General features: G+C 40.3%; 14 protein-coding genes. All 14 read right to left on the bottom strand.

The annotated features are described in order from the left end of the window. Window positions 1–2 precede the first annotated feature (2 nt). The 14 genes from Q4443_RS10215 to Q4443_RS10150 all read right to left on the bottom strand — a co-directional run bounded on the left by Q4443_RS10215 (window position 3) and on the right by Q4443_RS10150 (window position 14,014). Window positions 3–2,639 (bottom strand): phage tail tip lysozyme, encoded by a 2,637-nt coding sequence (locus Q4443_RS10215; RefSeq protein ID WP_303408361.1) that lies wholly within the window; start codon window positions 2,637–2,639, stop codon window positions 3–5. 25 nt (window positions 2,640–2,664) lie between these two features. After that, the gene (locus Q4443_RS10210; RefSeq protein WP_303408360.1) at window positions 2,665–5,019 is read right to left on the bottom strand and encodes a VirB4-like conjugal transfer ATPase, CD1110 family; all 2,355 of its coding nucleotides are present in this window, start codon (window positions 5,017–5,019) and stop codon (window positions 2,665–2,667) included. Further along, entirely contained in the window at window positions 4,979–5,326 is a 348-nt protein-coding gene (locus tag Q4443_RS10205) for a PrgI family mobile element protein (RefSeq protein WP_000197454.1), read from the bottom strand. The genes Q4443_RS10210 and Q4443_RS10205 overlap by 41 nt, the downstream gene beginning before the upstream one ends. Window positions 5,327–5,365: 39 nt before the next feature. Further along, the gene (locus Q4443_RS10200; RefSeq protein ID WP_070683675.1) at window positions 5,366–6,112 is read right to left on the bottom strand and encodes a hypothetical protein; all 747 of its coding nucleotides are present in this window, start codon (window positions 6,110–6,112) and stop codon (window positions 5,366–5,368) included. Window positions 6,113–6,139: 27 nt separating this feature from the next. Beyond that, window positions 6,140–6,364 (bottom strand): hypothetical protein, encoded by a 225-nt coding sequence (locus Q4443_RS10195; RefSeq protein ID WP_303408359.1) that lies wholly within the window; start codon window positions 6,362–6,364, stop codon window positions 6,140–6,142. 74 nt (window positions 6,365–6,438) lie between these two features. Continuing rightward, window positions 6,439–6,945, bottom strand: coding sequence for a hypothetical protein (locus Q4443_RS10190; protein WP_303408358.1), 507 nt, complete (start codon window positions 6,943–6,945; stop codon window positions 6,439–6,441). A gap of 63 nt (window positions 6,946–7,008) precedes the next feature. After that, on the bottom strand, window positions 7,009–10,716 hold the full coding sequence (locus tag Q4443_RS10185; protein ID WP_303408357.1) for an SspB-related isopeptide-forming adhesin: 3,708 nt from the start codon (window positions 10,714–10,716) through the stop codon (window positions 7,009–7,011). A gap of 26 nt (window positions 10,717–10,742) precedes the next feature. After that, complete coding sequence (locus tag Q4443_RS10180; RefSeq protein ID WP_303408371.1) at window positions 10,743–11,555, bottom strand: LPXTG cell wall anchor domain-containing protein; 813 nt, start codon at window positions 11,553–11,555, stop codon at window positions 10,743–10,745. Between the two features lie 24 nt (window positions 11,556–11,579). Beyond that, window positions 11,580–11,879, bottom strand: a complete 300-nt coding sequence (locus Q4443_RS10175; protein WP_303408356.1) for a hypothetical protein — start codon at window positions 11,877–11,879, stop codon at window positions 11,580–11,582. Window positions 11,880–12,168: 289 nt separating this feature from the next. Further along, complete coding sequence (locus tag Q4443_RS10170) at window positions 12,169–12,384, bottom strand: helix-turn-helix transcriptional regulator (RefSeq protein WP_303408355.1); 216 nt, start codon at window positions 12,382–12,384, stop codon at window positions 12,169–12,171. A gap of 2 nt (window positions 12,385–12,386) precedes the next feature. Next, window positions 12,387–12,542: a hypothetical protein gene (locus Q4443_RS10165; RefSeq protein WP_000522391.1), complete on the bottom strand. Its 156-nt coding sequence runs from the start codon at window positions 12,540–12,542 to the stop codon at window positions 12,387–12,389. Between the two features lie 4 nt (window positions 12,543–12,546). Beyond that, on the bottom strand, window positions 12,547–12,714 hold the full coding sequence (locus Q4443_RS10160; RefSeq protein ID WP_303408354.1) for a hypothetical protein: 168 nt from the start codon (window positions 12,712–12,714) through the stop codon (window positions 12,547–12,549). Further along, the gene (locus Q4443_RS10155) at window positions 12,708–13,832 is read right to left on the bottom strand and encodes a replication initiator protein A (RefSeq protein ID WP_303408353.1); all 1,125 of its coding nucleotides are present in this window, start codon (window positions 13,830–13,832) and stop codon (window positions 12,708–12,710) included. Before Q4443_RS10155 ends, Q4443_RS10160 begins: the two co-directional genes overlap by 7 nt. After that, on the bottom strand, window positions 13,832–14,014 hold the full coding sequence (locus Q4443_RS10150) for a hypothetical protein (protein ID WP_303408352.1): 183 nt from the start codon (window positions 14,012–14,014) through the stop codon (window positions 13,832–13,834). Before Q4443_RS10150 ends, Q4443_RS10155 begins: the two co-directional genes overlap by 1 nt. Window positions 14,015–14,410: the final 396 nt, after the last annotated feature.

Here is a 14,410-nt window from a genome sequence, read left to right as displayed (position 1 = left end):
TTTTAATTCGGTGTCGCAAACGTATAGTAGTAAGCTGGATAGATGACACGAAAATGGACCTTATCCTGTACTCCTTGGATATTACATTCTGAAACGAGGAATGAACCGTCTGGATTCACAGCTTCCACAATCGCAACATGGCCGTATTCATCTGGTGTCCCACCAAATCCACCTACTACTGATACAACAGCTCCTTTTGTTGGAGTTGTACTATACCGCCATCCTTTTGCGACCAGATTTGCTACCCAGTCCTGACCATTGCCAAGGTAACCATAAGCTCCTGATAAGTCTGTAATCGTTCCTAGTTCAACTAAACGATTATAGGCATACCAAGTACATTGTCCCACTTCATAACCGCTTCCTTGTTGTGTAGTCATAGAAGCCTGTGTTGGAGGGTGTTCCACTTTTGACTTATACTCTTCAGGGAAATTCCAGGAAGACGCTAACGCTCCACCTCCTCGAACTTGTTGAGTAAGAAAAGCGTGGATCTGCTTAGCGTTATTTTGGCGCTCTAGGACCTTGTCTCCAGAGTTCCCTTCCCAGTTAACCAGGAACCGCTCTGTAAGTGTCTCTACATCTTCTGTGCTGGTTAGAATTGAGGTCAGTTCAGTGATATAGTAAGGAGTATCCCCCTCCAACATAAAATCTAACTGCAGTTCTAAATCGTACCACTTTTTATCTTTTGATTTTGCATAATTCAATAATAGAGTATGCCTAGTAGAACCATCTGCTGTATCTGTCCACTGACCTAATCCTAAACCTCGACGAAGAATATTTGGATACCCACCATCATAGATAGCGGGCCCACTTATAGCTAACCATGACTCATCATCCCAGGAAGAAGAATCAGCCCCTACTGGCGGACTAAGATAATCTCCTTCAGCACGTTTAGGATTGATATTACTTTCAGTTGCAAAGTTTCCAAGCATGGCTGCCAAACCATTATCTGTCAGCCCTGGTACCTTTTGCTTCAAGTAGTCTTTTATCGCTCGTGATTTTTGTCCTAAATCACCATCAAGTGTAGTAATGACTGAGGTTGTCTGATTGTACGTGACAGATTGAAAGTAAAAGCCTGGATTGACTGATGTCCACTTTTCTTTCTTATCCTTTGTCTCTTTTTCCTCCAATTTTTGATACTGAATGACCTGGTAACCATTTGCCGTTACCTTCCCAACCTCGTCTCCAGCTTTGACCTGATCACCGTCAGAAACACGGATATTTCCTACCTCTTCATAAGTAAAGATGGCTTTATCTGTTTTGATGGATACAGTAGTATCATCTGTCACACTGACTTGACCGTCAATAGGAGCTCTTAGAGCTTGTCCTGTTGAAGCTTTTAGTTGTGTTTTCTCATAGATTTCACTCTTAGAGGTATAACCAAACCGCTTCAGGATAACTAGAGGAGCATGATAAGAAGGGTCGTCTTCCTGGTAAAAGGGATTAGCTAGTTCTTGATAAGATGGGTATCGACCAACTTCTTTAGTCAAATCCTCTAGCTCTTTATACTCTTCTAACTCGCTATCACTCAACTTAGTCCACTTGAGATCTGACGAGGGGCCATATAAGTCAGCCATCTTTTTCAAGTTGTGAGGGTCATCATTCAAATGATTCCAAAGATCATTCAAGGCATCTGAATAGTGATTGAAACCTAATATTCCAGCCCATTCACCACCAGTCCCCTCATTCCAGTTACTTTCTGGTTTCCACTCACTACCGTAGCGAAAGTTCATGAAAAAGATCATGTCATCGATGTTGGTCCAATAGTCTACCTTATCATTTGACTTCTCTCGATCTCGTTTACTAATTTGAAGCCATGACTTGTTCAGGTCAAATTCATTTTGTTGGACAGGACCACTGCCTCCAAACATGGCCATAAATGCCCCAAATACTGCAAAGATGAGGAACATTAAGAAATAGGACTTGACAGCTAAAGGATTGGATAAGATGGAACGCAGGGGCTTTGTCGCAACCTTCAAAACCTTTCCTGTCCCTCTTGACACCTTCCCAAACTTTGAACCTGCAAGTCGCTTTCTGGCCTGTTTCATCTTTTTGCTGAGCTTTCCTTCCCAGGAGAACTCTTTTGGTGTTCGAGTATATCCTCGCCCTCTGATGAAATTATAGCTTCTATTGAGCTGTCCATAGCTGCGCTTGATTGAATACTTGGATAATTTTCCTACAGCATTTAACGCTCTTTTAGAGGCGTTTACCTGATACTTAAATTGACGAATGTTTTGCCTCGCCTGAACCCAGTCTCCAAGAATCTCATTATCTCTGACTGTCTTCTCAACGTCGTGTCTCGCTTTCATTCGAGCACTTTGTTTAGCACGTTTCTTTAGGCGGTTAGGGATATAACTGTCATCAGCTTTTTTAGCTCGTTTATAGAGCGTTGTTGCAATTTGTTTTTCCAACTTTGCTCGATCACGTTGTTGCTTAAAGAAAAGACCTCTAGCTGTTGCTTGAGGTCCTTTATGTAGTTTATAATCTTTGTTCGCTAAGCGATAATTCTTCTTAGCTTCTTTAAATGCAACTTTTGAGTCTAAACGTGCTTCTTTAGGCTTTTTTTCAGCATTGAGGGCTAATCCTTCTTTGATTCTTCGCTTGCGTTCCTGTTTTAATTGTTTGCGATTACTTTTAGACAAAAGAAATTACCTCTCTTTCTATTTTTTAACTATCTGTCGCAACCAATTGATACAGTTTGGTATCTTTAGGGATAGGATTTTCAAATGGGACAATCGTATCCCCAGCCACGATCAAACCAGTACCTTTCGCTTTTGGCCGCAAGACAAATCGCTCCAGTGAAGGCGTAAGAGGGATAACCTGCTCCAGGGCATCTAGGTCTGTCCGCTTCAGCTTCAGGAGGGCTAGAAACTCACAGTTTGCGACTAGCTTTCTACCTTCTTCTGTAGATAAAACAGTCTCTGGATTCTGTGTAATCCCTGTTGGAATGGCCCCATATTTACGAATACGTGAGTATAGTTCTGTAAAGAAGGTTGCCTGGAGTTTATTCTTGAAGTAGAGCTGCAACTCATCAAAGTATAGCCATGTAATTGTTCTACCTTGGTTATTGACTACCTGGTTCCAGATGAAGTCCTGAATCACCAAGAGGGCAAATGGCTTCAATTTACCACTCAACTGCTTGAGATTGAAGATAATAAAGCGACTATTCATATTGACGTTTGTAGGGTGTGCAAAGATATCATTTGATCCAATAGTATAAGGTTCTGCCTTCAGCGCCAGATCCTTAGCAACAGCTTCAGGTTGACGTTCCAAAACGGCTTGCCAATCCTTAAAGGTTGGTTTTTCAAATTCCTCATAGGTCTTTCTCGTCACACGGTCAATCATCGCAAATTCATCGTCTGATACTTCAGAGAATATGTTCTCAAACAAGGTTGATAAGAGGTTTGATTTTTGGCCAATCGGATCACTATCTTCTGCCTGCAGTTTATCCTTATCAGGTAGATCCAATAAGTTGAAGTGATGTTGTGATCCAGGAGCGATTGTAATAATTTCAGCATCTAATTCTCGACCAATAACAGTGTATTCATCTTCAGGATCGACGATAATAATATTATCTTCAGGGTAACTTAAAGTTGTAGGAATAATCTCTCCTCCTTTAGCAAGAACTGACTTTCCTGATCCTGACGTCCCAAAGATACAACCTGAACCTGTATTCAAGTCTTTCTTACGGTCAACTGTGATAGCGTTCTTAGATAGCTGATTCTGGCCATAATAAATTGCACGTGGACTGTTAGATCGAAGATCTACGTTGGTAAATGGGACTTGTGTGGCCAGGTTACTGGTAGTCATATCTCTCATAAAACGGCGTTTCACATTGATAAATGGAATCCCAATCGGTAGAATCGTATTCAAGGATTCTTCCTGGTACAAGTAACACTTATCCAGTTCTACCGTATTCTTACGGACAGATCGTTGAACCTGCTCAGTGTAGATATTCAACTCCTCCAGACTGTCAGCCATGAAGAAAATCGTCATCACACCTGAAAACATTTTTTGGTCATTGTCCTGGAGTTCTTCAGTCCATTTCTCTGTTTCACGAGATGTCTCCACAGCCTTCCCACCAACAGCCAGGTCACTTCCATAACCTTCTTTTGCGGCAGTCTTCTGACTTTTGATCATTTCCCTACGTACACTTGACTTAACTGTCTTGATTTTCTTCAGGGCATCTGCAGTATCATAGGGCTTCGCATGCAGACTGATAGCCAGTTCAATTCCTGTATCCAGGATATTCTTAATCAGTTTGTCATTCAAGAAGGTAGGATATTGTCTAACATACATCACCCTTGCGAAACAATCATCAATTTTCATATGATCTTTTTCAAACTTCAGATAGTTTGGAGCTACAAAGTCCCTGGTGGATAATCCAGAAATAGCGATGTCTTCATAGTTAAAATCAATAAAACCTTCTCGCCTCAAGATTTTTCGGAAGATAAGAAGACGATCTAATCCCTCTAACTCTTTAAAGGAGATTCCTAAGCCACTGTATTGACTTTCAATAACGCTGGCTGTATCATCAAGAATTCTTCTAGCTTGATGATCCTGATCAGTTTGGGTAGTAATCGTCAGATATTTTTCTACCTTGAAGGTGTTTTGTTCCTGAGAAAAACGATCATTGATCATCGCATTATATTCTTTACGATAATCATCATATCCATCTCCAACTAAATCATAGCGGATAGAAGATAAGCTATTGCTTTCTACCCTACGATTTAGGATCAATAGCTGCATATCATTGTCAATATCCAGCGAATTAAAAATATCAGCGCTTGTTTCAATGATATCAATTCGCTCATCATCTGTTGCAGTAATATAGCTTGTATCACCTAGGCGATAGGTCTTTGAAAATTGATCATTTGTAATTTTCATGAGCCCATCAGGCATCAACCATTGATAATTAAGACTATTCTGTGTAGATGCCGTCATGGTACGTCTTAGACGTTTGGCCCGTTCCCGTTCCTCCTTAGAGAGTTTCGGGGTTTTCTTTCGGCCGAATAAATTCATTTCTTGTATATTCCTTTCTGTCATAATCTGTCTGATAAGAGCGTTCCTGCTTAGTCAAAAGGAAACGAACCTCATCTTTAATTTTTTCATCAATGTAACACCCGAAAATAACAAAAGGCGCTAATAATAAAATATCAACGCCATAAAGGATTATATCAGGTGCCTTCAGCCAATAGAGAATAGTAGTGACAACTACTGTCAATGCTATACCAAATAGTAGCACTAACTGTCTCAGTGTCATATACCCTATAACTGGCCTTTCGTAGCTATCTAAAGCCTTTAAAAATTCACTGCCTAAACGTGTCATTCTGTTCCTTTCTTCAGTACCTTTTTAGCAAATTCCTTCCTAGTTCACCTGCATGATATTCTTAGCCATGCGTTGGCTACCAAATAGCATAATGATGTAAATGATTCCTTTTGCAATGGCTACGAGTGCAGTTATAAAAGCTCCAGTATTGCTAAGTGTCAATAAATCATTCGTGACAATCGCTGGATAAAGCATGGTCACAACCACTAAAATCAATCCCTGAAGGACAGCAGCAGCATAGAGCTTAAAGAAACCGAGGCAGATCGGGCGTAAGCTATCCACCATGTAACAAGCGACAATAATTTTAGCGATTCCCTTATACGTGTAAAGCGTAAAGGAGCGTAACAGGATCAACAACTTAGTCGATATCTGACCGACAAAATCAACAACCGCATAAACAATTTTAAAGAATGATTTCTCAATCATACCCAAACCTTTAAAATCTGGTGGCTCAGAACTGAAAGGATCTGTAGCATTCTTGGCTATTAACTTAATGATAACATTGAACAACCATGACAAGGCATCAAAAATCGCATCCACATAGAGGATAAAAAAGAGTGCGATAGCATACTTGAGGATTTCTTCAATCCAAAGCTGAAATGACAGCTCTCCTCCATTGCTTTTAAGTTGTTGGTGCCAATTCATGAGGTTGATCCCCATAAAAAGGAGAAGGAGCAAAATTGCTACCTTCCCCATCGATCCTGAAACAGTTTCCATCAATTCATAGGCTGTCGCATTATAGTCTTTCAGACTCATGGTTAGTTGATCAAGTGTGGATTGGTCCATAAAACCACCTCCTCTTTCTTCTTCATCCTAACCAAGAGATTGAAGACCTGTTGCCAAAGCTGTAAAGAGGGCTTTTAAAACAGCACCAATTGCTGCACCCAATATGATACTCTGAATACCTTTATCCTTTTTATCATCCAATTCCCGTCTGATTCCGATTACTAAATCCCAGGCACCCCAAACGGCCCAACCAATACCGATAATTCCACCCATATTCCCAAGTTTGTTAATAAAATCTACAACTGCATCCATTATTTTTTTCTCACTTTCTTTTTATAAAAAAGGTACTAAGAAAGATTCCTAGTACCTACTTTGTTTATTCAATACTATGTTTCATCCGTTGGACGAAAGGTTAGAGAGAGGGCTGTAATCACAGCTAAGACAACGATAATAGTCGTTTCCCACCAATAGTAGATGGGGACCTTTTGAGGAAAGAAAAAGTTAGTCATAAGCCAATCTAACTGCTTCTCTACATCTGCAGAGGGACCTGATTTTGTTATCCAAAAATATATTTCCCAAAAAGCAGCATAGCCTAGGACAACTACAATCTTAAATACTACCCATCCAATTGCTGTCGCAATCAAGCTCTTAATCAGATTAAAGATAAAGAGGAGAAACATGAGTGGAGTCGCAACCATCAAAACGGCAGCTCTCACAATTACACTCGGTAGATTCTTTATTCCTGACCAGATGGCTTTTCCTAGCCAACTGAGGCCTTTTTTCCACTTCTTCTCTTCTTCAGGCTTAGTGACTTCTGATTTTTTTTGAGTTGGAGTGTAGTATCTATATCCACTTCTAGTCACATGTGCATCCATTTTCGTGTCCTTTCTCATCTCTCTTCCCCCTCTTTTTTATGGCTTCATTATACCATAGATGAGGGGGAATTTCTAGATGTTCTATTTTTTATGCTTACGAAGCCCAGCTCCTGCAAGACTCAACAATCCCAAAATCATTCCCCAAGTTGGAAGCATGCTTGCTGCAGTTCCAGTGTTTGGCAGCGATGCTTGTGGTTGTGGCTTGCCTGGTTCTTTAGGCTCTGGTTTTGGAGGTTCTGGCGTTGTGGTTGTCACTTTAGCCGTCATCTCTTGTAAATTGACTGTATTGATGAAGGTGTTTTCAACCTTCCCAGCTGTAATGCGTTCGACTTCTAGATAGAAGTCTGCATCGAAGCTACCCTTGACTCCTAAAGAATTTAGGAAGTCCTGGTTGATAACGTAAGACCATTTGCCTGCTTTTTCGTCCCATTTGACGGTCACGATTTTCTTAAGGAAGTTAGGATCCGTATCCTGGTTCACTTCAAACAAGAAGGCATAAGCTGTACCTTTAGCGAGAAGGTCACCAGCTTTGACTACTTTACCATTCTTCAGGATGACATCATATGGCAAGATAAGGTCTTTAGTAGCTGTGTACTCTGTCCCCTTGAAAATCCCTGACCACTTCCCTGTATATCGATCATGAACTACATCCAACTGGTCACTACCGTCATATTGGAAGAGGCTATCGTGCTTAGCAGGCACGGTTACGCCATCTAGTAGATAGCGAATATATTGGCCAATCTGTACTTCTTGGCCGTCCAAGACTTTTTTATTATCCTTTTGATCCAGGGCATGTTTCTCTGGATTAACGTTTGGAACTTCAACTGTTACAAGATTCGACTGATAGCTATTCCCAAAATCGATCTGTTTAAATTCATTCTCGATTTTTTCCCCTGCCTTAACCAAGAGTTTGGCTGGAAGATCAACAGTAATCTTCTTATTTGGTTTCACGTAGTTTTGGTAGAAACTCTTAGAATCCTTGGCTACCCAGAGATAGAATTCACCCTTCGGATTCAAGTTCAATTCCTTCAGGATTTTATTGATTGCATCTGTACGTGCTTTGTCTGAAAGCACATGATGCATCTCGAAGAGTTTTTTCACATCTTGTCCTGCAGCAGTCATCTTGATCTTGCTGTGGTCAACTGTGAAGGCATTGTCTTGAACATCATCAAGAATAGCAAACTTCTTACCAAGTGCTTGACTTGAAGCGAGAGTTTTGGTATATGGACTATAATCAGTCACCAATCGGAAGGTCACGTTACGATCAAATGTTGTCGCACTATTGATATCCTTACCAGAGCGATCCAGAACCGATTTGACTGGTTTCGGAGGTGCTGGCGTTGTTGTTGTAACAGGGTTTGAGAAAACTTCATAGTCGTTTACTACAACCTTGTAGGTATTATCGAAAAATCCTTTATCATAGACTGGCTTCCAGGTAATCACTGGGGCATCTAGACGTTTTCCTTGATAGGTAGCAGTAAAGGTATAAGTGTTCTTTCCTGCATCATAGACAACACCCCATCCAGCTTTCTCTGCAGCTACTTTCGTCACAGTTACATCAGGAACAGCCCCAGCTTCAAGAGGATCGATGATGGTAATCTTGTCACCCTTTTTCACATTGGAATAGATATTGTCATGGGTCAATGTATAGGTCTGAGTAGCGTTTTTAGCTACTTCTTGACCATTTGTGTTGGTCTTATCTGTATCTGCTACAGATTTGCTGACAACTGGCTTATACTGTAACTTGTAGCCGTGATAACTTGCTGATAATTTCTGATTTTTCGTCTCAGAAATTGTTTTCAGCGCTAAAGTTGGTTTTGCTGGATTTTTCGCATTGACCAGGTTAGCACTGATTGAATCAGGTTTAACAGGTTTCACAGTTGTTTTTGTGATAGTTGCTGTTGCAGGAACTTCAACAACTGGCGCTACAACCTTTGTATTCAAAGCAAACCAATAGGTTTGGCCATTTGGACTTTCTGGTCCATCCCATTGAATAAATTCGGTTGTGAAGGCTGTCCCTTCCTTAAAGACTCCAAGAGCAGCACCCTTATACTGATATGCTGAAGAGGAAGTATCCCAAAGATGACCTACCTCTTCCTCACGGTTATAGTCTTCTGCATAAACATAGCCATAATCCTTGTTTTGAGTAACAGTTGATCCATTAATTTCAACATGTGTCCCATTGATGGCTTTTGCGCCTTCCCACCCGATAGGGTTGTGGTTTAGAGACGAGTAGGTCAAGGCTGCAGGTGTCTTTTTAGATGCCTTGAAAGCTACTTCTTGGCCGTCCTCATTGTAGTAGTAGGTATCTGTAACCAGGAAGTTCATGTAGTCCGCAGCTCCACCTGTTCCATCATTTCGAGCAACTACAAAGCCCTCAGTCGGATCATTTAAGACATAGACATCATTTAGACCAGTTTTACCTTGGTTTACAATTTGAAATTTTCGATGGATACGAGAAATATTGTGTTGTTTCCCATCCTCTGTTGTGACTGTTAAGCCGTTTAACCCAGTATAATCAATTTCTGTTGTCCAACCATTGCCCACATCTTTGTATTTCAAGACTTTGGTTGAGTCTAGAACACGAGAGTACCCAGATCTGCCACTTGATGAGGCGATATAATCCGTAGTCAGTTCTTCTGCTCCTGAAGCTGTAGACTTCACAGTTGCTTCAGGATTAGCGGTCGAAAGACTTAAAGCTTGTAGTACAACTTCTTTTGTGTATCCTTCAGTGCTTGTTTTAGACTGAAGATCGTTGTACTTCTTCTGCCATTCAGCTTGGGCCTGCTTAGCTTGATTATAAGCCGTCTGGTTTTGTTTGGTAATTTGGTTAGCCTCATCTACTGAGGAAATTTCTTGGGTTTTAGAACTGAGAAGTACACCTGAGTTTTTCAATTCAGCGAACTTACGGTCAGCATCCTGATTGACTTGATCACTAGCATTCTTCTTCTCCGTGTAGGCAGCCATCAGGGCTTTGTTAAGCTCCACTTTGCCTTTTGCAGTTGCAATAGCCTGCTCATTTTGTTTCTTCAATGCTTCTACTTCTGCGACTGAAGAGACTGTACGTGTAATGACTTTAACGTCAACACTTTCTTTCTTCAACTGTTCAGATGCGCTTTCTACCGCTTTGTTTAGAGCAGTAGCTTGTTCAACAGTAGCATCATACTTAGATTTTTCACCCAGGTAGTTTATTACTGCTTTCTTATTTTCTGACAAAACTTGTTTAGCTGTTGAAGCAGCTTGCTTGTTTTGGGTTGCTGAACCATCTGTAGCGGTCGAACCGTCATTCGTCACTGTGACAGTTGTTGACCCTTCGTGCTTGGCTTTTTCAGCAGCTACAAAGCTATTATTAGCTTGAATGTCTTCCTGCGCTTCCTTGAAGGCTGTATTGTTTTCGACTTGTTTTGCAGTCGTTTCTTCAAGTGCCTTGACCTGCTTGTCCTGGTCTTGTTTAATCTCAGACTTAGACTGTTCCAGTTTTGTTGCAGTAGTATCCGTTCCCTTATCAACTGACTGAGTCTCAGAAACGTTCACCCCTGCTTCTTTTGCTTTTTCAGCAGCCTTTGTGACTGCTGTATTATCAATCGCTACAGACTGGCTTCCTGTTGATTTACCAGCTTGTGTAGCATACATGTTATTGTCATTCTTGCTTTCAGGTTGGACTGCCTCATCCGCAAATGCTGATCCTGCAGAGAAGGCTACAACCCCTGCAACTGCAATCCCTGATACTAAGCCTTTGGCCCATTTTTTCTTACGGAAATAGCCATGACCTTGAGTTTTTTCTGTCATTTAATTGTTTTCCTTTCCATTTCACCTTAAAACATTTTCTTCTTGTAGACGTAGGCAACTGCTGTCAACAACATAACTCCAATAGTACCCAAAATGCTTGCTTCTGTTCCTGTATTTGGAAGTGTTTTGAGTTTGCCTTCTGAATCAGTAACAGAGATAGTCTTATCTTCGTTAACTGTTCCACCAACTTCTTCTGGAGCCACTACAGAACCATCTGAGAGGACTACGTTTCCGTTTTCGGTGCTAACGATAGCCTCTCCCGTATTTGTTACAACGGGTTCTTTGCTTATATCATGAACCACTTGACCTGTTGCGGTCGAAGTAGTCCCAATTTGTGATTTTCCTTGCTCATTGGCCTCGTCAGTTGTTTTTGGCTTTTCAGCTGGCACACCGTCAAGACTTTCAGCATTATCTTTACCTTGTGGCTTATCAGAAGGTGCTGGTTTATCAGTTGTCACTCCATCAAGACTTCCTGCGTTGTCTTTGTCTTGTGGTTTATCTGATGGTGTTGGTACACCATCGAGGCTACCTGCATTATCCTTATCCTGTGGCTTATCAGAAGGTGCTGGTTTATCAGTTGGTACGCCATCAAGGTTCTCAGCGTTGTCCTTACCTTGTACGCTTGGCGTTGTTGGGTCAACTGGAGTAACTGAAGGATCTGTTGGCTGTACTGTTGGAGCCCCTGTTTCTGTTGAAGCGCCAGGTGCTGTTGGCGTAACTACTTCTGTTGTTGGAGCTGAAGAATCAATTGGTGCAAGTTCGTCTGCTGATACATAACCAGCTTGTGCAAGTGCGATAGTTGAAAGTGCTAGTGTAGCTAATACATTTTTCTTGTTCATTTTCATTTTGATTTTTCCTTTTCTTTATTTTTGGGGATTATAGCCTTTTCCAGTTAAACGAAGTTCCATGCCTGATGGTGTCTTAACTTTTCGAGCTATAACTTGAGCATCTCTCTTAATAGTGCGAATTTGATCATAAACCTTTTTATAAGGCAAATGAAATTCAACATCCCTTAAAAGACCGTCTACGTATCCTCTAGCCTGTTTGACTGCATAGTCTGGCTTTAGAATAAGATCTGTGCCATCCTCTAAGCGAGCTGTCGCACCTCCTTGTTTTCCTAAGTTTTTTAAGTCCTTTAGGCGGACGGTTATTTCATCTGTCATAGATTTCTCCTTGAAGTTGAAAAGCGGAATAACGCCGTGCTGTGTAAAAACGTATTTTTACATCGGTATTTCGTACGCTGGGTTTATAGTCTAGGAACCCTTACTCCTTCAGCTTATGACCATTGTCATGCTTTTTCGTTCAGTGGCTGGACTAGATATCCTTTTCTAGTTTGCTACTCGCCCCCGTTTCTTTTTTATCCATAGCCACGCTGTATTAGGGCAAGCCTTGTATTCAGTTTTCAAAGGTCTGTAGTTTAATGACTTCTCGGTCAATATAGATTTATCTGTACTAGGTTTGGTCCGATTCTGATCCTAACAGGTAGTCAATAGTTACCCCAAAGTATTCTGCTACTTTTTTAGCATTTTCAAGACTTATCTGACTATATCCTGTTTCCCAGTTCGATATGGTGTTACGAAAAACACCTATCTGATCAGCCAAGGCTTGCTGAGACAGTCTAGACTGCTTTCGTAATTCTCTGATACGATTTTGTGTTTGTTTACTCACATCTACTTGTCTCCTTCATCATTTGGACTTGATAGTATTTCATCATCAAGCAAAGAAGCATTATCCACTTCCTTTATAACTTTTCCAATAGTACAACCAAAGAGCAATAATAAACCGATGACGAATATAATCATTAACCCTAGCTTAAACAATCCCATAAAATCAACTCTCTTTCTGTTGCCATGATGAGAAAATTTGGCTGAGTTTCTCAGCTCTTTCTTTTTTCGGTAAATCAAAAACAGCTTTAGGAATCATGTAGATTTTCTCCTTCGGGCTACGACCTATCGTTAGCACTTTACCATCAATTGGTCTAAATTCATCTTTTAACATGTTTCAACTCCCTTAGACAATTCTGATAAATAGCTATTGAGTTTCGTCTCCGACAGTTTATCTGGATAATAATATGCAATCAGACTAGGGCACTCATCAGGGAATTTTCTAGCGTGCTCACTTTGTCCTGATGCCTCTAGGAAACCATGTTCTTTTTCAATGAGTAGAGCCATCTTCCAAAAACGAATCATCATTTTGTAGAAGTAGGCTGGGACATTCTGGATTGATTTTCCTTCAGCCTCTCCAGTTTTAATTTTGAAAATCAATTTATCAAGCTCACGTTCAAGATCTTGCAGCCAAACCTCTCCATAAATTTCCTGATCAGCTAAGAGGTTGTTGTAATCCTTCTCAACTTGGCGTTTTGCTTGATAGATTTTATTTTCAAGAATTTTCGCATCTTTCCCAAACAAACTGAGTTTCTGAACTAGTTGAGGAGAAAGAAAACCATGTTGCCCCATTTTAAATGCTTCAGAAATTGATAAATCAGATAAAGATGACTCGCCTTCGTATCGATTAGTATCGTATGAATATTCTGTCTGACTCCTCTCTGTATTTATTCCGTCCGCTTCGTGGACGTTTTGAAGTCCATTTTGCGGACGTCCGTTTTTGATACTTTCGCTATTACCAAGGCTTTGGGGTGCTTTTTCATAGAGAACTTTACCAAAAGCATTAACCCTCTTCAGTAACTCACCATCAGATGAATAGTGCTCCACTATTTCTAAATTAGCATCCACTAGCTGAAGATAAAGTCTATTTGGCTTATTGAGCCCTTGCCTAACTTCTCGTAAGAGACCATGTTCTTGCAGTTCTTTCTTGATTTTAGTAACCTTCATCTTTCCCTTATCTAGTAGTAGCATCAAGTCAGAAACTGTAAAAATTAGAAAGACTGCTCCATTTTCATCAACGTAATCTCTATTGCCCTTCTGGAATGAACTGATACTTAATTTACAACGATTATAAAGAGCACCATAAGCCAACTTAGCATCAGATGAAAGACCTGTGTAAGAGCTAGTCAATTTGACATAGCCGTTCTCATTGTGTTGAATACGGGTGAAAAATATTTCTGGAATCTGATAAAAAGTTAGAGTAGCTAGTTGATCAATTGTGATATCCGCCATTAGTAGCCTCCTACAACTTGTAACCTCAAGCCACCAGCTTCAGGAAAATAAACAAGATGAGTTTGCTCTAACTCTTCAATAGCTGCAATAGCACGGCTTCTAGTCCATCCCATTGTATTCATCAAATCTAAAATCATTACGTCTCTAGTCAACCTTGAGACCTTTGTTTTGTGTTTTTTCATAAGTAATCCTTTCTTTACTTGATTAGTCCAAAATAGATGAATAGTGTTAATAAAACTGCAAAAGCATTGATGGTGAAAATAACTAGAAAAAGCACATAGGGTTTATTTCTGTGATAAGAGCTGAGAAACATGCCGTATGAAGCAATAGCAAAAATTAGATTAAATATAATCAGAATACTCATCGAGTTTTTCCTTTCTTAATTTAGATTATAGAACTGCACTCCTTATCTGTTAGAGAATATCCTTTTCCTTTCACACATATCCCATCAATTCTGGATTATCTGACATTTTTTCTCCTTTCTTTAATTTTTGCAACGAAAAAAGAGAGCGATTTTCTCGCTCTCTCAAGATATATGATATTTAATTTTTCATTTTCCCAAAACTCTAGACACTTAC

Origin of the sequence: Streptococcus sp. GP0011, assembly GCF_030546305.1 — a bacterium.
Taxonomy (GTDB): Bacteria; Bacillota; Bacilli; order Lactobacillales; family Streptococcaceae; genus Streptococcus.
Note: the sequence above shows the minus strand (reverse complement) of the source record. Positions and strands in the feature narration are given on the sequence as shown.

What these genes read in the sequence shown, in the direction of transcription:
- Q4443_RS10190 (WP_303408358.1), bottom strand. Translation starts at nt 6,945, where the DNA reads ATGAGAAAGGACACGAAAATGGATGCACATGTGACTAGAAGTGGATAT.
- Q4443_RS10185 (WP_303408357.1), bottom strand. Translation starts at nt 10,716, where the DNA reads ATGACAGAAAAAACTCAAGGTCATGGCTATTTCCGTAAGAAAAAATGG.
- Q4443_RS10150 (WP_303408352.1), bottom strand. Translation starts at nt 14,014, where the DNA reads ATGAAAAAACACAAAACAAAGGTCTCAAGGTTGACTAGAGACGTAATG.
- Q4443_RS10175 (WP_303408356.1), bottom strand. Translation starts at nt 11,879, where the DNA reads ATGACAGATGAAATAACCGTCCGCCTAAAGGACTTAAAAAACTTAGGA.
- Q4443_RS10180 (WP_303408371.1), bottom strand. Translation starts at nt 11,555, where the DNA reads ATGAACAAGAAAAATGTATTAGCTACACTAGCACTTTCAACTATCGCA.
- Q4443_RS10165 (WP_000522391.1), bottom strand. Translation starts at nt 12,542, where the DNA reads ATGGGATTGTTTAAGCTAGGGTTAATGATTATATTCGTCATCGGTTTA.
- Q4443_RS10210 (WP_303408360.1), bottom strand. Translation starts at nt 5,019, where the DNA reads ATGAATTTATTCGGCCGAAAGAAAACCCCGAAACTCTCTAAGGAGGAA.
- Q4443_RS10155 (WP_303408353.1), bottom strand. Translation starts at nt 13,832, where the DNA reads ATGGCGGATATCACAATTGATCAACTAGCTACTCTAACTTTTTATCAG.
- Q4443_RS10205 (WP_000197454.1), bottom strand. Translation starts at nt 5,326, where the DNA reads ATGACACGTTTAGGCAGTGAATTTTTAAAGGCTTTAGATAGCTACGAA.
- Q4443_RS10160 (WP_303408354.1), bottom strand. Translation starts at nt 12,714, where the DNA reads ATGTTAAAAGATGAATTTAGACCAATTGATGGTAAAGTGCTAACGATA.
- Q4443_RS10200 (WP_070683675.1), bottom strand. Translation starts at nt 6,112, where the DNA reads ATGGACCAATCCACACTTGATCAACTAACCATGAGTCTGAAAGACTAT.
- Q4443_RS10195 (WP_303408359.1), bottom strand. Translation starts at nt 6,364, where the DNA reads ATGGATGCAGTTGTAGATTTTATTAACAAACTTGGGAATATGGGTGGA.